22 protein-coding genes are annotated in these 21,550 nt (G+C 68.6%); 11 read left to right on the top strand and 11 right to left on the bottom strand.

From position 1 onward, the window contains the following. Nucleotides 1–15: 15 nt before the first annotated feature. From KEC56_RS12890 to KEC56_RS12870, 5 genes are all read right to left on the bottom strand, one after another. Nucleotides 16–654 (bottom strand): NAD(P)-dependent oxidoreductase, encoded by a 639-nt coding sequence (locus KEC56_RS12890; protein ID WP_175985406.1) that lies wholly within the window; start codon nucleotides 652–654, stop codon nucleotides 16–18. Nucleotides 655–735: 81 nt separating this feature from the next. After that, entirely contained in the window at nucleotides 736–1,743 is a 1,008-nt protein-coding gene (gene rlmB / locus KEC56_RS12885) for a 23S rRNA (guanosine(2251)-2'-O)-methyltransferase RlmB (protein WP_227531260.1), read from the bottom strand. Next, nucleotides 1,736–3,139 carry a cysteine--tRNA ligase gene (cysS, locus tag KEC56_RS12880; RefSeq protein ID WP_227531259.1) on the bottom strand — a complete coding sequence of 468 codons (1,404 nt, stop codon included), beginning with the start codon at nucleotides 3,137–3,139 and terminating at the stop codon, nucleotides 1,736–1,738. The genes rlmB and cysS overlap by 8 nt, the downstream gene beginning before the upstream one ends. Next, nucleotides 3,136–4,332 carry a 2-C-methyl-D-erythritol 4-phosphate cytidylyltransferase gene (ispD, locus tag KEC56_RS12875; RefSeq protein ID WP_227531258.1) on the bottom strand — a complete coding sequence of 399 codons (1,197 nt, stop codon included), beginning with the start codon at nucleotides 4,330–4,332 and terminating at the stop codon, nucleotides 3,136–3,138. Before ispD ends, cysS begins: the two co-directional genes overlap by 4 nt. A 9-nt stretch (nucleotides 4,333–4,341) precedes the next feature. After that, nucleotides 4,342–4,824 carry a CarD family transcriptional regulator gene (locus tag KEC56_RS12870; RefSeq protein WP_175985402.1) on the bottom strand — a complete coding sequence of 161 codons (483 nt, stop codon included), beginning with the start codon at nucleotides 4,822–4,824 and terminating at the stop codon, nucleotides 4,342–4,344. Nucleotides 4,825–4,956: 132 nt separating this feature from the next. On the opposite strand from KEC56_RS12870, the gene KEC56_RS12865 reads away from it, so the two are divergent. Beyond that, the gene (locus KEC56_RS12865; protein ID WP_227531257.1) at nucleotides 4,957–5,427 is read left to right on the top strand and encodes a DNA modification methylase; all 471 of its coding nucleotides are present in this window, start codon (nucleotides 4,957–4,959) and stop codon (nucleotides 5,425–5,427) included. Nucleotides 5,428–5,491: 64 nt separating this feature from the next. Here KEC56_RS12865 and KEC56_RS12860 read toward each other — a convergent pair whose 3' ends face one another. Together KEC56_RS12860 and KEC56_RS12855 are read right to left on the bottom strand one after the other, a co-directional pair. Continuing rightward, nucleotides 5,492–6,175: a response regulator gene (locus tag KEC56_RS12860; protein ID WP_175985400.1), complete on the bottom strand. Its 684-nt coding sequence runs from the start codon at nucleotides 6,173–6,175 to the stop codon at nucleotides 5,492–5,494. Continuing rightward, nucleotides 6,172–7,404: a sensor histidine kinase gene (locus tag KEC56_RS12855; RefSeq protein ID WP_227531256.1), complete on the bottom strand. Its 1,233-nt coding sequence runs from the start codon at nucleotides 7,402–7,404 to the stop codon at nucleotides 6,172–6,174. Before KEC56_RS12855 ends, KEC56_RS12860 begins: the two co-directional genes overlap by 4 nt. Nucleotides 7,405–7,602: 198 nt before the next feature. On the opposite strand from KEC56_RS12855, the gene phoU reads away from it, so the two are divergent. Further along, nucleotides 7,603–8,301 (top strand): phosphate signaling complex protein PhoU, encoded by a 699-nt coding sequence (gene phoU, locus KEC56_RS12850; RefSeq protein WP_227531255.1) that lies wholly within the window; start codon nucleotides 7,603–7,605, stop codon nucleotides 8,299–8,301. Between the two features lie 94 nt (nucleotides 8,302–8,395). On the opposite strand, the gene KEC56_RS12845 is transcribed toward phoU, so the two are convergent. Continuing rightward, a complete protein-coding gene (locus KEC56_RS12845; RefSeq protein WP_227531254.1) occupies nucleotides 8,396–9,139 on the bottom strand; it encodes a phosphoglyceromutase in 744 nt (247 codons plus the stop codon). Nucleotides 9,140–9,172: 33 nt separating this feature from the next. Here KEC56_RS12845 and KEC56_RS12840 point away from each other — a divergent pair, with 33 nt between their 5' ends. Beyond that, entirely contained in the window at nucleotides 9,173–10,015 is an 843-nt protein-coding gene (locus KEC56_RS12840) for a class I SAM-dependent methyltransferase (RefSeq protein WP_227531253.1), read from the top strand. Here KEC56_RS12840 and ygfZ read toward each other — a convergent pair. From ygfZ to KEC56_RS12825, 3 genes are all read right to left on the bottom strand, one after another. Continuing rightward, nucleotides 9,994–11,106 (bottom strand): CAF17-like 4Fe-4S cluster assembly/insertion protein YgfZ, encoded by a 1,113-nt coding sequence (gene ygfZ / locus KEC56_RS12835; RefSeq protein WP_227531285.1) that lies wholly within the window; start codon nucleotides 11,104–11,106, stop codon nucleotides 9,994–9,996. The genes KEC56_RS12840 and ygfZ overlap by 22 nt on opposite strands. A gap of 11 nt (nucleotides 11,107–11,117) precedes the next feature. Next, nucleotides 11,118–11,720, bottom strand: a complete 603-nt coding sequence (locus tag KEC56_RS12830; RefSeq protein ID WP_227531252.1) for a nitrobindin family protein — start codon at nucleotides 11,718–11,720, stop codon at nucleotides 11,118–11,120. 159 nt (nucleotides 11,721–11,879) lie between these two features. Further along, nucleotides 11,880–12,170, bottom strand: coding sequence for a hypothetical protein (locus tag KEC56_RS12825; protein ID WP_227531251.1), 291 nt, complete (start codon nucleotides 12,168–12,170; stop codon nucleotides 11,880–11,882). 91 nt (nucleotides 12,171–12,261) lie between these two features. On the opposite strand from KEC56_RS12825, the gene KEC56_RS12820 reads away from it, so the two are divergent. The 8 genes from KEC56_RS12820 (at nucleotide 12,262) to KEC56_RS12785 (ending at nucleotide 21,433) form a co-directional block, all read left to right on the top strand. Next, nucleotides 12,262–12,945 (top strand): winged helix-turn-helix transcriptional regulator, encoded by a 684-nt coding sequence (locus KEC56_RS12820; RefSeq protein WP_175985392.1) that lies wholly within the window; start codon nucleotides 12,262–12,264, stop codon nucleotides 12,943–12,945. A gap of 55 nt (nucleotides 12,946–13,000) precedes the next feature. Further along, on the top strand, nucleotides 13,001–15,166 hold the full coding sequence (locus KEC56_RS12815) for an RNA degradosome polyphosphate kinase (protein ID WP_227531250.1): 2,166 nt from the start codon (nucleotides 13,001–13,003) through the stop codon (nucleotides 15,164–15,166). Beyond that, nucleotides 15,163–16,125, top strand: coding sequence for an NUDIX hydrolase (locus KEC56_RS12810; RefSeq protein WP_227531249.1), 963 nt, complete (start codon nucleotides 15,163–15,165; stop codon nucleotides 16,123–16,125). Before KEC56_RS12815 ends, KEC56_RS12810 begins: the two co-directional genes overlap by 4 nt. 138 nt (nucleotides 16,126–16,263) lie before the next feature. Beyond that, nucleotides 16,264–17,367, top strand: coding sequence for a phosphate ABC transporter substrate-binding protein PstS (locus tag KEC56_RS12805; RefSeq protein WP_227531248.1), 1,104 nt, complete (start codon nucleotides 16,264–16,266; stop codon nucleotides 17,365–17,367). A 136-nt stretch (nucleotides 17,368–17,503) separates the two neighbouring features. Further along, nucleotides 17,504–18,472: a phosphate ABC transporter permease subunit PstC gene (gene pstC, locus KEC56_RS12800; RefSeq protein ID WP_175985388.1), complete on the top strand. Its 969-nt coding sequence runs from the start codon at nucleotides 17,504–17,506 to the stop codon at nucleotides 18,470–18,472. A gap of 1 nt (nucleotide 18,473) precedes the next feature. Then, complete coding sequence (gene pstA / locus KEC56_RS12795) at nucleotides 18,474–19,562, top strand: phosphate ABC transporter permease PstA (protein WP_175985387.1); 1,089 nt, start codon at nucleotides 18,474–18,476, stop codon at nucleotides 19,560–19,562. A gap of 31 nt (nucleotides 19,563–19,593) precedes the next feature. Continuing rightward, complete coding sequence (gene pstB / locus KEC56_RS12790; RefSeq protein ID WP_175985386.1) at nucleotides 19,594–20,373, top strand: phosphate ABC transporter ATP-binding protein PstB; 780 nt, start codon at nucleotides 19,594–19,596, stop codon at nucleotides 20,371–20,373. Between the two features lie 229 nt (nucleotides 20,374–20,602). Further along, complete coding sequence (locus KEC56_RS12785; RefSeq protein WP_227531247.1) at nucleotides 20,603–21,433, top strand: endonuclease domain-containing protein; 831 nt, start codon at nucleotides 20,603–20,605, stop codon at nucleotides 21,431–21,433. The last annotated feature ends 117 nt before the right edge of the window (nucleotides 21,434–21,550 follow it).

Here is a 21,550-nt window from a genome sequence, read left to right as displayed (position 1 = left end):
TGGTGAAACTCGCAGTCAGTAGCCGACGGCGAAGTTCTCGCGGTGGTGCTTCGGGTTCTCGATCTCGTCGACGAATGCGACGCCCAGGTCGGCGCCGGAGATGAAGGACTCGCCCTTCTCGTCGGTCACGAGAACCTGTCCGCCGTCGCGGTAGGTCCCGGTGCGCTCTCCCGGCGCCCAATTGCCGAAGCCGGCGGCGGGATGGACGAAGAACCAGTCGTTGCCGTCGGCATTCGCCTGGAGATCCTCCAGGATGCCGATGGCCTCCTGAGCCTCGGGCTTGAACTCCTCCGGGAAGCCCGCGTCGATCACGCGGGGGCCACCGGGGGCGACGAGGCTTCCGCCCGCACCGCCGACGACGCCGAGGCGCACGTTCTCGGGGAGGGCCGCATAGAGCTCAGCGGTCGCCGCGCGGACCTTGCCGGTCATGTCGCCACGCGGCGAGAGCGCCTGGATCACGACGTCGACCTCGCCGAGCTGCGCGAGCAGTCCCGGGACGTCGAGGATGTTGCCCTCGAGGTACACGGCGCCCTCGACGCGCTCGCTCGGGACGGACCGTGCGACGGAGACCACGGAGTGTCCGCGCGACACCGCCTCTGCAACGATGTTCGATCCGGCGTAGCCGGTTCCTCCGATGACGGCGATGCGTGCCATGGTTTTCCCTTCGTGGATGGGGCGCGATTGCGCTCCCCGGGAGCAACAACCTGCCGTGGCAAGTATTCCGCGGTCTGCGGATCAGTTCCGCCCGGCCGCCCGGAATGTGGAGATCTGGTACAGCGCGACCGAGGCCGCGATGCCGGCGTTCAGCGACTCTGTGGCCGCCGAGATCGGGATCGAGACGATCTGGTCGCAGTTCTCGGTGACGAGGCGCGACAGCCCCTTGCCCTCGGAGCCGATGACCACGACCACCGGCCGGTCGGCCAGCTCGAGCGCCGGGAGCGACACGTCGCCGTCGCCGTCGAGACCGAGCACGAACACGCCCTGCTTCTTGAACTCCTTGAGCTGGGTGGTGAGGTTGGTCGCCATGGCCACCGGGATGCGGGCAGCGGCCCCGGCGCTCGTCTTCCACGCGGCCGAGTTCACGCCGGCTGAGCGGCGCTGCGGGAGGATGATCCCGTGCCCGCCGAAAGCCGCGGTCGAGCGGATGATCGCCCCGAGGTTGCGCGGGTCGGTGATGCCGTCCAGCGCCACGAACAGCGGGACCTCGCCGCGATCGATCACCTTCTCGAGCAGATCCTGCGGGTGCGCGTACTCGTAGGGCGGAACCTTCAGCGCGACGCCCTGGTGCACGCCGTCGAATCCGGCCATGCGGTCGAGCTCCTGGCGGGTGACCTCGAGGACGGGGATGCCGCGGTGCGTCGCGATCGAGAGCATCTCCTTGACGCGGTCGTCCATCTCGACGCGCTGAGCGATGTACATCGCGGTCGCGGGGATCCGCGTGCGCAGCGCCTCCAGCACGGAGTTGCGCCCGGTGACCGTCTCGGTGTCGGACGTGTTGTCCTTGGCTCGGGCGGTGCGGTTCGGGTTGCCGCCGGATGCCTGCCGCCCTGGCCGGCCGCGTCCGCCCGCGGCGGCATAGCGTTCGGCCGCGGCCTTGCGCTTGCCGGCGACGTGCCACGCGCGGTCCTCCGCCTTCGGGGTCGGTCCGCGGCCTTCCAGCGCCTTGCGACCGAGTCCTCCGGTGCCCTTGGTGGGACCCTTCTTCTTGCCCTTGCCCGCTGAGGGGTTTCCCGGCTTAGCCATCGATGCTCCAATGAGTTCCGGCCGGAGTGTCCTCCAGCGTGATTCCTGCCGCGGCGATCGCATCGCGGATGCGATCGGCCGCAGCCCAGTCCTTGTCGGCGCGCGCCTGCGCGCGCTGGGCGATCATCTCCTGCACCAGCGCGTCCAGGGCGGATGCCTCGGTGCCCCCTGCGACGGACGCGCCGGGCCCGTCGAACCCGAGGACCGCGAGCATCGCCGTGAGCGAGCGCGCGGATTCGACCGCCGTTGCCGTGTCACCGGCATCCAGAGCAGCGTTGCCCGCACGCACGGCCTCGTGCACGACGGCGAGCGCCTGCGGCACTCCGAGGTCGTCGTCCATCGCGGCGGCGAAGGCCCCCGGGATCGCACCCGGCGCCGCGGCCACGAGGTCCGCGTCGGAAACGCGCAGCACGCGCTGGCGGAAGGTCTCGATGCGGCCGAGTGCCGCCTCGGCCTCGGCGTACGACGCCGCGGAGAGGTCCAGGGTCGAACGGTAGTGCGCCGCCGCGAGCGCGTACCGCACCACGAGCGGCTCGTGCTCGGCGAGCACGTCGGAGGCGAGGATGAAGTTGCCGAGCGACTTCGACATCTTCTGCCCGTCGACGGTCACGAGCCCGTTGTGCACCCAGTAGCGGGCGAAGCCGTCGCCTGCCGCCGTCGACTGCGCGAGCTCGTTCTCGTGGTGGGGGAAGCGCAGGTCGAGTCCGCCGCCGTGGATGTCGAAGTCGGAGCCGAGGTAGCGCTTTGCCATCGCCGAGCATTCGATGTGCCACCCGGGGCGACCGGCACCCCACGGGGACGCCCATGTGGCATCCGCGGGCTCGCCCTGCTTGGCGCCCTTCCAGAGGGCGAAGTCCTGCGGGTTGCGCTTGCCGCGCGGGTCCGCATCCTGCGCAGCCTCCATGGCCTCGACCGACTGATTCGTCAGCTCGCCGTAGGCCGACCAGGAGCGCACGTCGAAGTACACGTCGCCCGAACCGTCGGGCGCCGGATAGGCGTGCCCGCGCTCGATGAGCACCTGGATCAGCTCCTGCATCTGCGGCACGGATGCCGTCGCGCGCGGCTCGTACGTCGGGGGCTGGATGCCGACGCCGGCATATGCGGCCGCGAACTCCTGCTCCATCCGGTAGGCGAGCGCCCACCAGGGCTCTGCATCGGTCGCGTTGGCGATGACCTTGTCGTCGATGTCTGTGACGTTGCGCACGAAGGTCACCCGTCCGTACCGGTGCGACAGCCAACGGCGCAGGATGTCGAAGCTCAGCGCCGCGCGCACGTGCCCGATGTGCGGGCCGGACTGGACTGTGGGTCCGCACACGTACATCGTGATGTTCTCGGGGTCGAGAGGCACGAAGTCGCGCAGCTGCTGCGCGCGGGTGTCGTAGAGGCGGATTGTCACTGCTCCAGCGTACCGGGCAGCACCAGCGCGACCGCTGTGACGGCGACGCCTTCTCCCCTGCCTGCGAAGCCGAGCGCGTCGGTCGTCGTGGCGGTGATCGACACGGGCGCTCCCCCGAGCGCTGCCGACAGGGCGTTCTGCGCCTCGAGACGGCGACCGCTGAAGCGCGGCCTGTTCGCCTGCATCTGCACCGAGACGTTGCCGATCGTGAACCCTGCGCGCTGGAGGATCTCGCGCGTCCGGGCGAGGAATACGCCTCCGTGCGCTCCTGCGTACTCGGGATGGGACGTGCCGAAATGCTCGCCGATGTCGCCGAGTGCGGCGGCTCCGAGCAGCGCGTCGACGATGGCGTGGGCGACGGCGTCTCCGTCGGAGTGGCCGGAGAGAGCGGGCTCCCCCGGCCACTCGAGACCTGCCAGCCACAGATCGCCGTCGCCGCCGTACGCGTGCACGTCCGTGCCGACGCCGACGCGCGGGATCGCGGGAGCCTGCTGGGGCTGCGCCACGAGCTGCCGTGCACGGTCGAGGTCGGCGGTCAGGGTGATCTTGAAGGCGAGGGGTGATCCTGCGATGTGGGTGACCGGATGCCCGGCCGCCGCGAACACGGCTGCGTCATCGGTGTACTCCCCACCCGCCGCGAGCGCCGCGGCATACGCCGATTCGAGCAGATCGCGCGGGAATCCCTGCGGTGTCTGCGCCGCCACGAGCTCTGCACGGTCGACCGCCTCGACGACGTCGTCGCCCGAGACCCGCTTGAGCGTGTTCACGACGGGCAGCGCCGGTATGACCCCAGTGGTCGCCGTCACGGCAGCAGCGACCGCGTCGATCTGCTCCGGAGGCGTCAGTGCGCGGGCGGCGTCGTGGACCAGCACGGTGGTGATGTCGCCCCACAGCGCGCCCAGACCCGCGGCGACCGACTCCTGACGGGTCCGGCCGCCGACGACGACGCGGCCGAGGTCGACGCGATCGCCCGCCGCTGCGCGCAGCTCGCTCTCGGCATCCCCCTCGTGCCCCGCCGGGGCGACGACGATCACCTGCGCCGGAGACGCGGCGAACACGCCGTCGAGCGCGTGACGCAGTACGGATCGTTCATCGATGCCGACAAACGCCTTGGGCGCCGAAGCCCCCAGGCGCGTGCCGGAACCGGCCGCGACGACGATGATCGCCGTCTTCGGCGCAGGAAGGAGAGTCACGCTCTCAGACTACGACGCGAGGACCTCGTCGAGCAGAGTGCCGGCCTTGTCCTCGTCGCACTTCTCAGCGAGTGCGAGTTCGGAGATGAGGATCTGACGGGCCTTCGCCAACATCCGCTTCTCGCCCGCGGACAGTCCGCGGTCCTGATCGCGGCGCCACAGGTCGCGCACGACCTCGCTGACCTTGATCACGTCGCCCGATGCGAGCTTCTCCAGGTTCGCCTTGTAGCGGCGGGACCAGTTCGTCGGCTCCTCGGTGAACGGGGCGCGCAGAACCTCGAACACGTGGTCGAGGCCCTCCTGGCCGATCACATCGCGCACGCCGACGAGGTCGACGTTCTCTGCGGGAACCTCGATGATCAGGTCGCCCTGGGTGACGTTGAGCTTCAGATACTTCTTCGTCTCGCCCTTGATGACGCGATCCTTGACCTCGATGATCGTCGCGGCCCCATGGTGCGGATAGACGACCGTCTCGCCAACCTCAAAAAGCATAAAATCGTGTCCTTTCGGCAACCTCCAGAATACCACAGGCGACATGCGCTAAGGTTTGCCCCCGCGGCGTCCCTGCTGCCCGTGGCGATACCCGTAGAATGGACGGGATATCCCACAGCTCCAGGAGGATCCGTGAAATCGCGCCTTGTAGCGTCTGCCGCCCTCAGCGCCCTCGTTCTGCTCGGCGCGACCGGGTGCACGTTCATCACCCCGCAGTCCACCGAGATCCAGTATTCGGCCTCCGACGGGATCAACATCCCCGACTCGGACGGCCCGCTGCAGATCCGCAACGCGATGATCATCGCCAACGAGGACGGCTCCGTCGGCAACCTCGTCGCCGCCATCGTCAACGACACCGACCAGAATGAGGTCCTGACGATCGAGGCCGAGGGGCTCGCCCCGCTCACGGTGCGGGTGGGCGCCGGAGACACGCTGAGCCTGGGCGCGGACGCCGAGCCGCTGCGCATCGAGGACCTCGGCGTCAAGCCGGGTGCGACCGTTGAAATGTACTTCCAGTCCGGGGACGCGACCGGCGCGACCGCAGAGGTCCCGGTGCTTGACGGAACCCTCCCCTACTACGCGGACCTCGTGCCGACCGACTGACCTCGGATCGAAGACCGAGAAGAGGCCGCCACCCATCCGGGTGGCGGCCTCTTGCGTGTCGGGCTCAGCCCTCGAAGCGATAGCCCAGACCGCGGACGGTCACGAGCATGACCGGTTCGCCGGGGTTCTCCTCGATGCGTGAGCGGATGCGCTTGATGTGCACGTCGAGCGTCTTCGTGTCGCCGAAGTAGTCGCTGCCCCACACCCGGTCGATGAGCTGACCGCGGGTGAGCACGCGGCCGGAGTTGCGCATGAGGACCTCGAGCAGCTCGAATTCCTTGAGCGGCATGTTGATCTCGGAGCCGGCGACCGTCACCGTGTGGCGGTCGATGTCGAGTGAGACGCGGCCGCCGTCGAGCACGCGCTCGTCCAGATCGCTCTCGGCCTGGACGACCCGGCGCAGCACGGCCCGCATGCGTGCGAGCAGCTCCCGGGAGGAGTAGGGCTTGGTGATGTAGTCGTCCGCGCCGAGCTCGAGCCCTACGACGATGTCGACCTCGGAGTCCTTCGCCGTGAGCATGATGATCGGCACGGCGGAGGTGGAGCGGATCTGCCGGCACACCTCGGTGCCCGGCATCCCCGGCAGCATGAGATCCAGCAGGACGATGTCGGCTCCCCGCTCACGGAAAGCGCCGAGCGCGCCCGGTCCGTCCTCGGCGATCTCGACCTCATAGCCCTCGCGGCGCAGCAGATAGGCGAGAGGGTCGGCGAGGTCCGGCTCGTCCTCGACGAGAAGGATGCGGGTCATGCGTTCTCTCCGTTTCGGATGCGCGCGGCTTCGGCCCCCAGAGCCGTGCGCGCGCGCTTGTTCTTTTTCTTCTTCTTCTTGGTCTTCTTCTCGGCATCCGGTGCGGTCGCATCGATGCGCGGCAGCACCATCGTGAACGTCGAGCCGCGGCCGGGGCGCGACCACAGCCGCACCTCCCCGCCGTGCCGCTGCGTCGCGTGCTTGACGATCGACAGGCCGAGTCCCGTCCCTCCGGTCCGCCGCGACCGCGCCTCGTCGGCGCGGTAGAAGCGCTCGAAGACGCGCTCCCGGTCGGATTCGGTGATGCCGATGCCCTGGTCCGAGACGGCGATCTCGACGGTCTCCCCCTCGATCGTCACCCCCACCCCGACGCGCGATCCCCGGGGCGAGTAGAGGATCGCGTTCGCCACGAGGTTGCCGACGGCCTCGATGAGGATCTGCGCGTCGCCGCGCACATGCGCTCCGCGATCGCCGCCCCTGACGAGCTCGACGCCGGCCGAATCGGCCTGGACGGCGTGGCCCTCGATGGATGCCGTGATCACTTCGTCCAACGCGACGACGCTGAAATCCACGACCCCGTCGGATGCCTGCAGCCGCGACAGGCTCATGATGCGTCCGGTCAGCTGGGCCAGGCGGGTCGCCTCAGCCGATATCCGCGACGCGAAGATGCGCACCTGTGCAGGATCGTCCGCGGCGGACTCGATGGCCTCGGCGAGCAGACTGACCGCGCCGACCGGCGTCTTCAATTCATGGCTCGTGTTGGCGACGAAGTCGCGACGCATCTGGTCGAGGCGCTCCTGCTCGGTGACGTCGCGGATCATGAGGAGGGTGAGCTGTCCGCCGAGGGTGCTCGCGCGGACGGACACCAGGCGAGGATCGAGACCGACGCCTGAGCGGGTGATGCGCATCGTCTCGGTCGCTGCGACGCCGCTGGACCGCACGGCCCGGGCGAGCTGGCGCAGTTCGGTGTTCTCGAGGACTGCGCCCACGTCGATCCCGAAACGGGCAGCCGGGTGGGAGGTCGCCAGGACGAGTCCCGATGCGTCCACGACGCAGGCGGCATCGTCCATGCTGTCGAGGACGTCCTCCGTCCCCTGCGGCACGAGAGTCGAAGCGGCTTCGACGACCTGCACCCTGGCCCGGTAGGCCCACACCATGATCGCCGAAAGCCCGACGCCGATCAGCAGGCCGACGGCCAGCGCGATCAGCGCGATACTTCCCGTGGTCATGCCTCAAGCGTAGGGCCCGTTCACCTCCGCTTCCGCATGATCCCGCGCCACCTGAGGCGGCCGAGAAGTAGTATTCACATAACGGGCACCGTTCGTTAACCTTCGGCGCAGAGAATCGCTGAGCGGGTGCGGATGCCGCCTCGCCCGTCCATCGGCGGGCTGAACCGCCCGATTTCCGAACGAAAGGTTGCGCCGCTCATGCGCGAAGTCTTCCACCAGTCCCTCGAGGAGATCCAGTCCCGCCTCGTGGAGATCACCGACCTCGTCACGATCGCGATCGACAAGGCCACCCGGGCGTTCGCGAACAGCGACGTGGCGATGGCCGAGGAGGTCATCGCGGACGATGCGCAGATCGACGAACTGGCCGTCAGCCTCGATGAACTGGCCATCGAGATCCTCGCTCGTCAGCAGCCGGTCGCCCGCGACCTCCGCATCGTCGTGTTCGCGCTGCGCGTGAGCGCGTCGCTCGAGCGCATGGGCGACATGGCCGAGCACATCGCTCAGCTCGCACGCCTCCGCTTCCCCGAGCGCGCGATCCCGAAGGGCCTGAAGGGCACTTTCACGAAGATGGGCGAGCGCGACGTGGAGATCTCGCGCACGCTGTCCGAACTGCTGCGCACGCAGGACCTGCGCCTTGCTGACGTCATCCGCAACGCCGACGACGAGGTCGACGAGCTGCACGCGCGCGTGTTCGAGAAGGTCCTCAGCGACAATTGGAAGGGCGAGCCCACGGCGACGGTCGACGCGACCCTGGCCAGCCGCTACCACGAGCGCTTCGCCGACCACGCCGTCGCGGTCGCCAAGAAGGTCGTCTACCTCGCCACCGGCGACTGGGCCGTCGGCGACGCGGACATCATCGCCGCCGCCGAGGCGCACGCGCCCGCCGTCGAGGCCTGAGACCCCGTCCTAACGACGAGACCTCCTCCTGCTGACGTCAGCAGGAGGAGGTCTCGTCGTTCACGCGGGGTCTCGTCGTTGCACGGGCGTCGGGCTACTTCTTGCCCTGCGCCGCGACGGCAGCTGCGCCTGCGGCAGCGGCCTCCGGGTCGAGGTAGCGACCGGGACCGGTGGGCACGTTCTGGTCGTCGAGCTGGTAGACCAGCGGGATGCCGGTGGGGATGTTCAGCTCGGCGATGTCGTCGTCGCTGATGCCCTCGAGGTGCTTGACGAGCCCGCGCAGCGAGTTGCCGTGCGCGGTGACCAGCACGGTCTTGCCCGCTTCGAGGTCGGGGACGATCTCGTCGTGCCAGTACGGCAGAAGACGGTCGATGACGATCTTGAGCGACTCGGTGCGCGGGACCTCGCCGTCGATGCCGGCGTAGCGCGCGTCTCCGACCTGGCTGAACTCGCTGTCGTCGTCGAGCGGGGGCGGCGGCACATCGAACGAACGGCGCCACAGCTGGAACTGCTCGGGACCGAACTCCTCGAGGGTCTGCGCCTTGTCCTTGCCCTGGAGCGCACCGTAGTGGCGCTCGTTGAGCCGCCATGAGCGCTTGACCGGGATCCACAGCCGGTCGGCCGAGTCCAGTGCGATGTTCGCGGTCTGGATCGCGCGGCTGAGAACCGAGGTGTGCAGCACGTCGGGGAGCAGCCCCGACTCGGCGAGGAGTTCGCCGCCGCGGCGGGCCTCTTCCTTGCCCTGTTCGGTGAGGCGGACGTCCACCCAGCCGGTGAACAGATTCAGTTCGTTCCACTCGCTCTGGCCGTGGCGGAGCAGGATGAGGGTGCGGGTCATGTCTCCAGTCTATGGCTCTGGGAGAATGGCTTCATGGCCCCTTCTCCGCTCGGTCGCCCTACCCGCGGCACGACCGGAACGAACCGGCTGCGGCGCAACGACCGCGCGATCGCGGCGAGCGCCGCCTTGCGGCGTGCCGCTGATCCACTGGTCGTCGATCTCGGGTACGGCGCCAGCGGTGTGACCGCGTTCGAGCTGGCCACGCGGCTGCGGAAAGTGCGCCCCGACGTCGAGGTCGTCGGCTTCGAGCTCGACCCCGCGCGCGTCGCGACGGCGCGCGATCAGCTCGCCGAGGTGCGGGCGGGCGTCACGCCGTTCGCGGCGGACCTGCCGGTGTCGTTCGCACGCGGCGGTTTCGAGGTGCCGATCCTCGGAGGCAGACGACCGGCGATCATCCGCGCCATGAACGTGCTGCGTCAGTACGACGAGGCCGACGTCCGCGCCGCCTGGCAGACCATGAGCGACCGGCTGTCCCCCGGCGGTGTGCTCATCGAGGGAACCTGCGACGAGATCGGCCGTATCGCCAGCTGGGTGGATGTCGACGGCAGCGGCGCACCATCGAGCTTCACGATCTCGCTGCGACTGGCCGAGCTGGAGCATCCGGGAATCGTCGCCGAGCGTCTGCCGAAGGCTCTGATCCACCGCAATGTTCCCGGTGAGCGCATCCACGATCTGCTCGTGGCCCTGGATCGCGAATGGGACCGAGCCTCCCCGATGTCGACGTTCGGCGTCACGCAGCGCTTCATCGCTGCCGTCGGAGCGCTGAAGGACCAGGGGTGGGCGGTTCTCGGCGGACGCGCACGCTGGAGGCTCGGTGAACTCACCGTCGCGTGGAGCTCCGTGGCTCCGACCGATCAGGCCCTGCGCGGATCCTGACCCGCCGGCCTCCGGGACAGGCGCGTCAGCCGGGGGACGTCGGCGGTGGCGCCGGCATCGGCCGGCACGATCACCTGCTGGGCTGCGGCGATGTCGCCGCCGTCCGTCCGCACGACGAGGTCGCCGACGGGCGCACGACGGGAGAGGATCGCCAGTGCGATGGGTCCGTCCTCGAAGTGGCGGGCGACCGACGTGATCGTCCCGACCTCATCGTCGCCTGCGACGACGGCGTCGCCGCGGGCAGGCAGCAGATCGTCGCTGCCGTCGAGGTGCAGGGCGACGAGTCTGCGCGGCGGGTGCCCGAGGTTGTGCACCTTCGCGACCGTCTCCTGCCCCCGGTAGCACCCCTTGCTCAGGTGCACGGCGCTGCGGATCCAGTCGGACTCGTGCGGGAGCGATCGCTCGTCGACCTCGGCCGACCACCGAGGACGCCACGCGGCGACGCGGAGCGCGTCGGCCGCGAGCACACCTGCGGCTTCGAGCGAGGGCAGGGCGGATGCCGCGGCATCCGCGTCAGCGATTGCGACCCGCCAGGCATATTCGGCCGACGGATGCTCCGCCACCTGCGCGTACTGATAGCCGCCCGGCTGGACGACGCTCCACGGATCGGCCCACACCAGTGGTGTGGAGTTCGGGGCTGCCGCGATCCCGGCCACCGCAGCCTCGGCCGCACCGCCGGCGAAGAAGCCGAGCAGTTTGAGGTCCGTGCGGACGGTCACGGTCACCCGCGAGCGGAACACCATGCGCTGCAGCCACGTCGCGAGCGGCGCGGCGTCTGCGGCATCCGCGATGAGCCACGCCGTCGCGCCGTCCTCGAGCACACCGGCCGCATGCTCGACGCGCCCCTGCGGGTCGAGCACGAGGAGTTCGGTGCTCTCCCCCGCCCGCAGCCGCGTGAGCGCCTGCGAGGTGATCGAGTCCAGCCACGTCAGACGGTCCTCACCCGCCACCTCGATGACGACGCGGTCGTCGAGCAGCGCGACCGCCGACCCGTCGACGAGACGGCGCTGCTCGCGCATCGGATCGCCGAAGTGCGTGATCACGCCATCCTCTTCGACGGCTCCGTCTCGCGCGGCGAGCGCGTCGTGCAGAAGGGACACGATCAGACCTTGGCCAGGCGCGCCGAGGCGTGCGAGGCCATCCCGGCACCGAGCGCCGCGATGTCCCACGCCCAGAGCAGGTGTCCATCGACGAGGCCGTACATGCGGCTGGCCGCGCCGTACTCCTTGGCGCCGGCGGGGCGCACGATCGCATCTGTCGCGATGTCGATGCGCGGGCCGTTGATCTCGCCGAGGTAGAGCTCCAGGACGCCGTCCGAGTGCGCGAGCGACACCTCGATCGGGAACCCGCCGGACGCCGCACGCAACTGTTCGACGTCGTCGACGGTGCGCGCGGGCGCCTCGCGCATCGGCGGAAGAAGTGCCGGCCCGGCATCCGCCTCCGTCGCCGCACGCGACAGACGCCAGAAACCGGTCTCGGCGACCAGGGGCGCATGCGCGTCTCCCTGCTGATCGTTCATCCAGCCCGTGGCGGAGTAGTTCAGATGGCCGGTTCCGTCGTGGCTGAAACTCACCCGGTGCGTGAACTCGCCCTGGAAATGATGATCGCCCGCGGTGTACTCGATGACACCGGTGCCCTCCCAGACGCCGATGAGCCAACTCAGCGGTGCGAGATCGGCGGGGAGATCGGTCGGCAGCTCGAGCATGACGACTCGGAGTCAGCCAGGCTCAGCGCTGGCCGCGGAACAGGTTCCGCAGCACGACGCCGGCGACGAACACGATCGCGAGGCTCGCGAGGCCGAGGAGTCCGATGAAGAAGAATTCGAGGGCGACGAGATCCATGGCACCACTCTACCCCGCAGCGCTCACGCGGGGATCAGCGCTGCGAGACCGAACCCGGCCGAGACGAGGCCGAGAAGCAGCATCGCGCCGATCGTGCTGGCCGCGACCCGGAAGATGAACCCCTTCGTCTGGCCGTACCACAGCTGCAGCGCGAACGAGAGGAGCACGGCTCCGCCGAACCCGATGAGCAGCCAATGCATGCGCCATTCCTCGGGAACGGCGATGCCGATCACGACCGCTGCGACGAGCGCCACGGCCCAGACGATGACGACTCCGACGAGGGCGTTGCGGGGCGCGAGGGCGGGTTCGGACATGCCTCCATTGTGACGCATCGGTATCATGGGCGCACGGCGCCGTGCAGGCCGCCGGTCTGGGTGGCGGTCCCGTCACCCGAAAGGAATACGCGTGGCTTCGATCCTGGTTCTGTCTTCGGTCCCCTCCGGAGAGGTCCTGCCCGCGCTCGAACTGCTCGCCCATCAGGTGCGCAGGATCCCCGCCGAGCCGGCTCAGCTCGTCGACGCCCCCGACAGCGACGTGGTCGTCGTCGACGCGCGGACCGACCTCGCAGGAGCCAAGTCCCTGTGCCGCCTGCTGCGCGCGACCGGGCAGGACGCACCGCTGCTGCTCGTCGTCACGGAGGGGGGCATGACGGCGCTGTCCGACGACTGGGGCATCGACGACGTCCTGCTCTTCGACGCCGGCCCCGCCGAGACCGACGCGCGGATCCGCCTGGCGATCGCGAAGGCGCAATCCACGGCCGCTCCCACAAGGGTCCAGGCCTCGGGTGTCACGATCGACGAGCAGTCCTACTCGGCGAAGCTGCGCGGACGCCCGCTGGATCTCACGTTCAAGGAGTTCCAGCTGCTGCACTTCCTCGCCACGCACCCGTCCCGCGTCTTCACGCGCGAGCAGCTGCTCAGCGAGGTGTGGGGCTACGACTACTTCGGCGGCACGCGCACGGTCGACGTGCACGTGCGGCGCCTGCGCGCCAAGCTCGGCGACCAGGAGCAGATCATCGGCACCGTCCGCAACGTCGGCTACCGGTTCAACGTGCATGACGACGAGGCAGTCAGCGCATCCGCATCCTGACGCGGCGGGCGACTCGTTCACACGCACGTCACCTGGCGGTGCGAAGATGTAGTCCATGATCGATGCTGCAATCACGGATGCCGGTCTCGGCGACGCCGAGGACGACGACTTCGACGCCATCGAGGCGCCGGACTCGCTGCTGCCCGACCACCGCTATCACGATCGCGAGATCAGCTGGCTGGCATTCAACCAGCGCGTCCTCGAACTCGCCGAGGATCCGATGATCCCCGAGCTCGAGCGCTCCAACTTCCTGGCCATCTTCGCGAGCAACCTCGACGAGTTCTTCATGGTCCGCGTCGCCGGTCTCAAGCGCCGCATCGTCACCGGCCTCGCCGTCCCCACGAACGTCGGACGCGCGCCGTCCGACGTGCTCGCCGACATCTCTCGCGTGGCGCACGCACTGCAGCTGCGGCACGCGAAGGCCTGGACCGAGCTCGTCCGCCCCGCGCTCGCGGATGCCGGGATCGAGATCACCGAGTGGGACAGCCTGGACGACGCTGAGCGCGCCGCGCTGACGGAGTACTTCCAACTCCACGTGTTCCCCGTGCTCATGCCGCTCGCGGTGGACCCGGCGCATCCGTTCCCCTACATCTCGGGGCTCTCGCTGAACCTCGCCATCCGCATCCGCAATGCCCGCACCGGGCGCCAGGAGTTCGCGCGCCTCAAGGTGCCGCCGATGCTTCCCCGTCTGGTCGAGGTGCCCAGCACGAGCGAGATCGCCCGCTATCTCCCGCTCGAGGACCTCATCTCCAACCATCTGGACGATCTGTTCCCCGGGATGGAGGTGCTCGACCACCACGCCTTCCGCCTCACCCGCAATGAGGACGTCGTGATCGAGGAGGACGAGAGCGAGAACCTCATCCAGGCTCTCGAGGCCGAGCTGCTGCGCCGCCGTTTCGGCCCGCCGATCCGCCTCGAGATCGCCGACGACATGGATGACGTGACCCTGGATCTGCTGATCAAGGAGCTCGACATCACGGATCAGGAGGTCTACCGGCTGCCGAGCCCGCTCGACCTGCGCGGCCTGTTCTCGCTGTCCAAGGTCAATCGCCCCGACCTGCGCTACCCGCCGCACCTGCCGACGACACCGGTCGCCTTCCAGCCGACCGGCTCGAGCAACCGGGCCGATGTGTTCGCGGCCATCCGCAAGGGCGACGTCCTCGTGCACCACCCGTACGAGTCGTTCGCCACGAGCGTGCAGGCGTTCCTCGAGCAGGCGGCGCGCGACCCGCATGTGCTCGCCATCAAGCAGACGCTCTACCGCACCTCCGGCGACAGTCCCGTCGTTCAGGCCCTGATCGACGCGGCCGAGGCGGGCAAGCAGGTCCTCGCGCTCGTCGAGGTGAAGGCGCGGTTCGACGAGGCGAACAACATCGTCTGGGCGCGCAAGCTCGAGAAGGCCGGCGTGCACGTCGTCTACGGCCTCGTCGGCCTGAAGACCCACTGCAAGCTCGCCCTCGTGATCCGCGAGGAGGAGGGGCAGCTGCGCCACTACTCGCATGTCGGAACGGGCAACTACAACCCCAAGACGAGTCGCATCTACGAGGACTTCGGGCTGTTCACCGCAGACGCCCAGGTCGGCAAGGACCTCACGCGCCTGTTCAACGAGCTGTCCGGATACGCGATCGAGAAGAAGTTCAAGCGGCTCCTCGTCGCGCCCCTGCACCTGCGCAAGGGCCTGCTGCGCCATATCGACAACGAACGCAAGAACGCTGCAGCGGGAAAGGCCGCGCACATCCGCATCAAGGTGAACTCGATGGTCGACGAGGAGATCATCGACGGTCTCTACCGCGCCAGCCAGGCCGGGGTGAAGGTCGACATCTGGGTCCGCGGCATCTGCAGCATCAAGACCGACCTGCCCGGCGTGAGCGACAACATCACGGTCCGCAGCGTCTTGGGGCGCTACCTCGAGCACTCCCGCATCTTCGCCTTCGACAACGACGGCGACCCGCAGGTGTTCATCGGCAGCGCCGACATGATGCACCGGAACCTCGATCGTCGCGTCGAGGCGCTCGTGCGGGTCACGGACGAGCACCACGTATCGGAGTTGCTCGACTTCTTCGACCTCGCGATGGACGACGGGACGAGCACATGGCACCTCGGCGCCGACGGGGTTTGGGAGCGACACTCCGTTGATGCGGACGGCAAGCCACTGGTCGATCTGCAGGATAAGACCATGAGCCAGATCCGTCGCCGTCGCCGTTCCCGCTCGGTGCGATGACGCAGACGGTGCAGGTCGTCCGCGACGACAAGGCGGTGTACGCCGCCGGTGCGGTCGTGTGGCGCCAGACCGAGGGCAAGCTCCGGATCCTGCTGATCCACCGCACCAAGTACCGCGACGTCACCCTGCCCAAGGGCAAGGTCGACCCCGGCGAGATGCTCGCCCAGACGGCCGTGCGCGAGGTGCACGAGGAGACCGGCATCCGGGTGCACCTCGGCGTTCCGGTGGGCGTCAGCCGCTACTTCATGCGCCCGAAGCGACAGAAGGTCGTCCACTACTGGGCCGCGGAGGCGACGGACGACGCGATCCGCAAGTCCACCTTCGTCCCCAACCGCGAGATCGCCGCGCTCGAGTGGGTGAGCCTGAAGAAGGCGCGCAAGAACCTCAGCTATCCGGTGGACCTCGAGATCCTGGACGAGTTCGAACGGTTGGTGTCGGACGGCGCGCTGCGCACGTTCCCGATCATCGCGCTGCGGCACGCGAAGGCGGTGTCGAGGTCGGACTGGGACGGACCGGATGCCGCACGGCCGCTCACCGCCCGGGGCAAGGAACAGGCCGATGCGATCGTCGCGTCGCTGCGCGCATTCGGGATCCGCAAGATCGTCACCAGCGACGCGGTCCGCTGCGTTCAGACCGTCACGCCGCTGGCCCGAGCACTCGACCGGCGCCCGGTGGAGACCCAGCTCATCAGCCAGGATGCGTGGGAGGACGGCGTCTCGGACGTCCGCACCGTCATCGGCAAGCGCGTGCGCTCGGGCAAGCCCGCCGTGATCTGCAGCCACGGGCCGGTGCTCCCCGACATCCTCTCCGAGCTCGCCCTCGCCACCGGGACGATGCACGGGTCGTACGTCGGCAGCGCGTCGGCCCTCGAAGTCGCCGCGTTCTCCGTCGCGCATCTGTCGGCCACGAACCCCGGTTCGGGCATCATCTCGATCGAGACCCACGTCCCCAAGGCGTGACCGGCATCCGCCCCAACGGGCCCGATTCCGTTCACCTCCCGTTTACCCGCGAGGTCGATTCTCGTTAACCGCCGCGCCTAGCGTCACTGTGTGCCCTGCACCGGGCCTCAACCCATCCACGATCGAACGGATCCCACAGTGAAGATCTCCCGAATCGCTCGCATCGGCGCCATCGGCGCCGTCGCCGCTCTCGCGCTCGCCGGCTGCGCCGCGAACGAGGCCACCCCCGAAGGCGGCAGCTCGGATGCTCCCGAGTCCACCGTCTCCGGCACCATCGAGGCCACCGGCGCTTCCTCGCAGGAGGCCGCTCAGCAGGCCTGGGTCGCCGCGTTCCAGACCGCCAACCCCGACGCCACCGTCAACTACACCTCGACCGGCTCCGGCACGGGTCGCGAGAACTTCATCGCCGGCTCCTCGAACTTCATCGGCTCTGACCGCGCGTACAGCGCCGACGAGATCGCCGCCGGTGGCTTCGGCGCCTGCACCGATGACGAGATCGTCGAGATCCCGGTCTACATCTCGCCCGTCGCCGTCGCCTTCAACCTCGACGGCATCGACACCCTGAACCTCGACGGTGCGACCATCGCGGGCATCTTCGCCGGCAACATCACCAACTGGAACGACGCGGCCATCGCCTCGCAGAACGAGGGCGTCGAGCTGCCCGACCAGGCGATCGTCCCGGTCCACCGCGCCGACGCTTCGGGCACGCAGGAGACCTTCACCACCTACCTCGAGGCCGTCGCACCCGACGTGTGGGCGAACGAGGCCAGCGACGAGTGGCCGCTCTCGACCGGTGAGGCAGCCGACGGCACCTCCGGTGTCGTCAACGCGATCACCAACGGCGTGGGCTACATCGGCTTCGCTGACGCTTCGCAGGCTTCCGGCCTCGGCCAGGTCGCGATCGAGGTCGAGGGCGAGTACGTCTCGTACTCCGCCGAGGCCGCTTCGGCTCTCGTCGCCGCTTCGCCGATCGAGGAAGGCCGCTCGGCTCACGACCTCGCCTTCGCCGTCGACCCGGCCGCAGCGCCCGCCGGCTCGTACCCGATCGCCCTGGTCTCGTACCTGATCGGCTGCGTCAACTACGAGGACGCCGAGGTCGCCTCGCTCGTCAAGGCCTACTTCCAGTACGTCGCGTCGGCCGAGGGCCAGGACGTCTCGGCCGAGGCCGCCGGCAGCGCCCCGATCTCGGACGACCTCCGCGAGAAGGTCAACGCCGCGATCGACGCGATCGTCGCAGAGTAAGACCCGACTCTCAGCTCGCACTGAGACAGTCACACGCCCCCGTGGCGCTCACCGAACGGATCGACAAGCGCCGCGGGGGCACCCGCATGAAGACCCGAACACCAGCTCTTCTCTCTGAAACCGTGGAGCCGCTCAGATGACAACCACAACGACGGGACCCGACACCACCCGCCCGTCTGCGGCGCCCCGATCCGTGAAGCGCGTGGGTGACCGCGTCTTCTCCGGCACGGCGCTCGCGGCCGGAATCATCATCCTCGTCACCCTCGCCGCCGTGGCGGTGTTCCTGATCGTCCAGTCGATTCCCGCCTTCAAGGCCGACACCTCGAACAACCACATCCTCGAAGGCCAGTCCTTCATCACCTGGGTCTGGCCCTTCGTCTTCGGCACGCTGTACGCGAGCGCCATCGCACTCATCGTCGCCGCGCCGCTCGCGATCGGCATCGCGCTGTTCATCTCGCACTATGCGCCGCGCAAGATCGCCGGTGTCCTCGGCTACATCATCGACCTGCTCGCCGCCGTCCCCTCGGTCGTCTTCGGCCTCTGGGGCGCGCTCACCTTCGCCCCGATGCTCGTGCCGTTCTACAAGTGGCTCAACACGAACCTCGGCTGGATCCCGATCTTCGGCGGGACCCCGTCGGGAACCGGCAAGACGATCCTCACGGCATCCCTCGTGCTCGCCGTGATGATCCTCCCGATCATGACCGCGATCTGCCGCGAGGTCTTCCTGCAGACGCCGCGCCTCCACGAAGAGGCCGCCCTCGCGCTCGGCGCGACGCGCTGGGAGATGATCCGCATGGCGGTGCTGCCGTTCGCACGCAGCGGCATGGTCTCGGGCGCCATGCTGGGCCTGGGCCGCGCCCTCGGCGAGACCATGGCCGTGACCCTGGTGCTCTCCCCGCTCGGCATCGTGACCTTCAACCTCCTGAACCCCGAGAACCCGACGACGATCCCCGCGATCATCGCCCTGCGGTTCCCCGAGGCGCACGACGAAGGCGTCAACACCCTGATCGCCGCGGGTCTGATCCTGTTCATCGTGACCTTCGCGGTCAACTTCATCGCACGCTGGATCGTCTCGCGGCGCGCCGAGTTCTCGGGAGCCAACTGACATGAGCACCACTGCCGTCGCCCCCGCCTCCGTCACCTCCTCGAACACCGCAGGCCACCTGCCCAAGTGGGCGCCATGGGCGCTGCTGGTCGTCTGCCTCGCCATCGCGGCCACGATCTTCGCATTCGCGAACAGCGGCGGAGACCCCGCCGACTTCAACATCGCCATGACACTCGTGGTCGGTCTGCTGCTCTACATGGTGCTGATCTTCATCGTCTCCACCGTGGCAGAGAGCCGTCGCCACGCCACCGACCGCCTGATGACCGCCCTGGTGTCCGCCGCGTTCGTCGTGGCCCTCCTGCCGCTGGTCTCGCTGCTGTACACCGTGGTCGTCAACGGTCTCGTGCGCTTCGACGCCGACTTCTTCAGCATGTCGATGCGCAACGTCGTCGGCGCGGGAGGCGGCGCCGTCCACGCCCTGTGGGGAACGCTGCTCATCACGCTCGCCGCCACGATCATCTCGGTACCGATCGGTCTGATGACCTCGATCTATCTGGTCGAGTACGGCGCGGGCAAGAAGCTCGCGCGCGGCATCACGTTCCTCGTCGACGTCATGACCGGCATCCCGTCGATCGTCGCTGGTCTGTTCATCTACTCGGTGTTCGCCCTCCTCATCGGCCCCGGTACCCGCATGGGCATCATGGGCTCGCTGGCGCTGTCCGTGCTCATGATCCCCGTGGTCGTGCGCGGCTCCGAAGAGCTGCTGCGCATCGTCCCCAACGAGCTCCGTGAGGCCGCCTACGCCCTGGGTGTGCCGAAGTGGCTGACGATCCTCAAGGTCGTCCTGCCCACGGCCATCGCCGGCATCACCACGAGCATCGTGCTCGCGATCGCCCGCGTCATCGGCGAGACCGCGCCACTGCTGCTCACGGTCGGCATGGTCCAGAGCCTGAACACGAACCTGTTCAGCGGCCAGATGGCCACGCTCCCCGTCTTCACGTACATGCAGGCCAAGTATCCCGGCATTCCCGCCGAGGCGTTCATCGATCGGGCCTGGGCGTCTGCTCTGGCGCTCATCCTGGTCGTCATGGTCCTCAACCTCGTCGCCCGAATCATCGCGAAGGTGTTCGCGCCCAAGACCGGCCGCTGAGCGGCCCTCCGACCCGACAAGAAGGATTCCAGTGTCCAAGAGCATTGAAGTCAACGACCTCAACGTCTACTACGGCGACTTCCTCGCCGTCGAGGGCGTCAGCATCGACATCAAGCCGAACACCGTGACGGCGTTCATCGGTCCGTCCGGTTGCGGCAAGTCGACGTTCCTTCGCACCCTCAACCGCATGCACGAGGTCATCCCCGGCGCGCGCGTCGAGGGCGAGGTGCTCATCGACGGCAAGAACCTGTACGGCTCGGGCGTCGACCCCGTGCTCGTGCGCCGTCAGGTGGGCATGGTCTTCCAGCGTCCGAACCCGTTCCCCACGATGTCGATCAAAGAGAACGTGCTCGCGGGCGTCAAGCTGAACAACACGCGCATGGCCAAGTCCGACCAGGACGCCCTGGTCGAGAAGTCGCTGCGCGGTGCGAACCTCTGGAACGAGGTCAAGGACCGCCTCGAGAAGCCGGGATCCGGGCTCTCGGGCGGTCAGCAGCAGCGTCTGTGCATCGCCCGTGCGATCGCCGTCTCTCCCGACGTCATCCTCATGGACGAGCCGTGCTCGGCGCTCGACCCGATCTCGACCTTCGCGATCGAGGAGCTGATCGCCGAGATCAAGACCCAGTACACCGTCGTGATCGTGACGCACAACATGCAGCAGGCCTCGCGCGTCTCCGACCGCACGGCGTTCTTCAACATCGCCGGAACCGGCAAGCCCGGAAAGCTCATCGAGTACGACGACACCGCCACGATCTTCACGACCCCGTCGGTGCAGGCGACCGAGGACTACGTCTCCGGCCGCTTCGGCTGAGCCGGGCCGTTTCACCGCCGCATCCGCATCCGCATCCGCATCCGTGCACAAGTTCGGATGCCGCATACGACACGCCGCACGATCGCTCTGATCGGCGGCGTGTCGCCGTTCAGGTCCGAAGTTGTGCCCGGGGGGAGTTGTTCTGCACAGCGTGGCGAGCGGGCGGATGCTCCACGGAACGCGCGAATCACGACGCAGAGAAACGGACGGATGCCGCAGGCTCGACCTCATGTGCGAGACCTCGGCTCCGGCGATCTGGACCTATGCCGAACTGCGCGCTGACTTCAAGCGTCGCGAGATCGAGTCGCAGCACTCCATCGGACTCCTCCGTCGGGTGCGCCGAGGCGTCTACGCCGGCGTCGACGCGTGCACGGATGCGGTGGATGCTGCCGCGCACGGCGGTTCGCTCGCGTGCGAGACCGCAGCCCGTCATCTCGGCCTCTGGGTGCTCGACGATGTCGACGGCGTGCACGTGTGGATGCGCGGAGACCGCCATCAGTACGGGCACGGCGAGAAGGCCGAGTGCGATTGCACACCGCACTGGGATCACGCCGACGCCCCGTCCGCTTTCGGCCTGCCCGCAGTCGAACGAGTGCTCCTGCAGGTCTACGGATGCCGCGGCGCAGACAGCTTCTTCGTCGCGCTGGAGTCGGCACGCAGGAAGGGTCTCATCTCCGCGCCGGCTCTGCGACGCTTGCACCGCCTGATCGATCGTCGGGGCCAGGATCTGATCACGTTCTCCCGCGACGACGCGGACAGCGGTCTGGAATCGCTGATCCGGCTGCGAATACGGCATCACGGCTGGGACCTGCAATGCCAGGTATGGGTCTTCGGCACCGGCAAGGTCGACTTCCTCATCGACGGATGGCTGATCGTCGAGGCCGACGGCAAGGAGAACCACGACAGCGAGGGCCATCGGCACAAGGATCTGGTCAGGGACGCGAACTCCGCCGCCTGGGGCTACGTGACGCTGCGCTTCGACTACGCCATGATCGTCCACGACTGGGATGCCGTCGAACGCGCGATCCTCGCTGCCATGGCCACTCGCCACACCGTCTGACCCCGTCTCCCCGTGCACAACTTCGGACCGGGCGTTCGACATGCCGCGGCTCTCGTGCGAGGCTCGGCATGTCGCCCCCGGCATCCGAAGTTGTGCACGCCCCGGAGGCGAACGGTG

Origin of the sequence: Microbacterium tenebrionis, from assembly GCF_020682665.1 — a bacterium.
Classification (GTDB): Bacteria; Actinomycetota; Actinomycetes; order Actinomycetales; family Microbacteriaceae; genus Microbacterium; species Microbacterium tenebrionis.
Note: the sequence above shows the minus strand (reverse complement) of the source record. Positions and strands in the feature narration are given on the sequence as shown.

What these genes read in the sequence shown, in the direction of transcription:
- KEC56_RS12890 (WP_175985406.1), bottom strand. Translation starts at nt 654, where the DNA reads ATGGCACGCATCGCCGTCATCGGAGGAACCGGCTACGCCGGATCGAAC.
- rlmB (WP_227531260.1), bottom strand. Translation starts at nt 1,743, where the DNA reads ATGGCTAAGCCGGGAAACCCCTCAGCGGGCAAGGGCAAGAAGAAGGGT.
- KEC56_RS12870 (WP_175985402.1), bottom strand. Translation starts at nt 4,824, where the DNA reads ATGCTTTTTGAGGTTGGCGAGACGGTCGTCTATCCGCACCATGGGGCC.
- KEC56_RS12860 (WP_175985400.1), bottom strand. Translation starts at nt 6,175, where the DNA reads ATGACCCGCATCCTTCTCGTCGAGGACGAGCCGGACCTCGCCGACCCT.
- KEC56_RS12855 (WP_227531256.1), bottom strand. Translation starts at nt 7,404, where the DNA reads ATGACCACGGGAAGTATCGCGCTGATCGCGCTGGCCGTCGGCCTGCTG.
- phoU (WP_227531255.1), top strand. Translation starts at nt 7,603, where the DNA reads ATGCGCGAAGTCTTCCACCAGTCCCTCGAGGAGATCCAGTCCCGCCTC.
- KEC56_RS12845 (WP_227531254.1), bottom strand. Translation starts at nt 9,139, where the DNA reads ATGACCCGCACCCTCATCCTGCTCCGCCACGGCCAGAGCGAGTGGAAC.
- KEC56_RS12840 (WP_227531253.1), top strand. Translation starts at nt 9,173, where the DNA reads ATGGCCCCTTCTCCGCTCGGTCGCCCTACCCGCGGCACGACCGGAACG.
- KEC56_RS12830 (WP_227531252.1), bottom strand. Translation starts at nt 11,720, where the DNA reads ATGCTCGAGCTGCCGACCGATCTCCCCGCCGATCTCGCACCGCTGAGT.
- KEC56_RS12825 (WP_227531251.1), bottom strand. Translation starts at nt 12,170, where the DNA reads ATGTCCGAACCCGCCCTCGCGCCCCGCAACGCCCTCGTCGGAGTCGTC.
- KEC56_RS12815 (WP_227531250.1), top strand. Translation starts at nt 13,001, where the DNA reads ATGATCGATGCTGCAATCACGGATGCCGGTCTCGGCGACGCCGAGGAC.
- KEC56_RS12810 (WP_227531249.1), top strand. Translation starts at nt 15,163, where the DNA reads ATGACGCAGACGGTGCAGGTCGTCCGCGACGACAAGGCGGTGTACGCC.
- pstC (WP_175985388.1), top strand. Translation starts at nt 17,504, where the DNA reads ATGACAACCACAACGACGGGACCCGACACCACCCGCCCGTCTGCGGCG.
- pstA (WP_175985387.1), top strand. Translation starts at nt 18,474, where the DNA reads ATGAGCACCACTGCCGTCGCCCCCGCCTCCGTCACCTCCTCGAACACC.
- KEC56_RS12785 (WP_227531247.1), top strand. Translation starts at nt 20,603, where the DNA reads ATGTGCGAGACCTCGGCTCCGGCGATCTGGACCTATGCCGAACTGCGC.